This is a genomic window from Lactobacillus gallinarum (assembly GCF_002160635.1).
GTDB lineage: Bacteria > Bacillota > Bacilli > Lactobacillales > Lactobacillaceae > Lactobacillus > Lactobacillus gallinarum.
In genome coordinates this window covers 1-757 of sequence record NZ_NFKZ01000076.1, presented here as the reverse complement: position 1 = coordinate 757, position 757 = coordinate 1, and the positions used below count along the sequence as shown (strand labels likewise).

Below are 757 nucleotides of genomic sequence, written 5' to 3'. Positions count from 1 at the left end.
TTATCCGTTTTGGCTTTAAGTTCTTTCAAGAATTTTGTGCTTGGCATGACTGTAAGATAATCGTCTTAAACAATGAGGATACTTCGCCAGATAAGGAGCTAGTGGAAGACTTAATTAGCGTTATTCATGTTTTTTCATGCCGTCTTTATGGACTGAGAAGGTATAAAAACAAAATAAAGAACGATCCTAATTTAAAAGAATAAGCGATGCATCTATAAAAGGAGGTGGATAAAATGCCAGAATACTATATAAAAACCAAATCCTATGAGCTGTTTCCCAACAAACAGATGAAGGCTGTTTTTGATCGCAATTGCGATTATCGGAGATTCTGCTGGAATGAAGCCTTGGCTTTGTGGAATGACGAATACGACATTAGGCAGCTGATGCTTGATAAAGAGATCAAAGCTGAACTGCGAAAGGCCAAGAGTCAACGCAAATTTACTGCCGAACAAGAAGAAATGCTTGCCAGCTATCCTTCGCCTAATTGGAAAGCCATCAGGAATAAACTAGTGGCAGAAAAAGAAGACTGGCAATTTAGCTATTCAGCCCATCTATTGCAGCTAGCCGTACAGGATTTGGGCAAAGCCTGGCAAAATTTTTTCAATAAGGCTCAAAAAGATTGGGGCAAGCCTAAATTTAAATCTAAGCGGGCTCCCAAGCAAGGCTTCAAGAGCGACCAAGCTAGAATTGTTAATGGCAAGCTGGTTTTGGAAAAGCCTCAAGGGTTGAAAGCAAATTGGCAACCAATAAAATTGTC

1 protein-coding gene and 1 pseudogene are annotated in these 757 nt (G+C 39.6%); both read left to right on the top strand.

What is annotated here, in order from left to right:
- Nucleotides 1-203 (top strand): annotated as a pseudogene (locus B5E95_RS10425) (recombinase family protein); the annotation flags it as partial.
- A gap of 30 nt (nt 204-233) precedes the next feature.
- The coding region (locus tag B5E95_RS10420) for a helix-turn-helix domain-containing protein (protein WP_162606896.1) at nt 234-757 on the top strand (524 nt) is incomplete at its 3' end.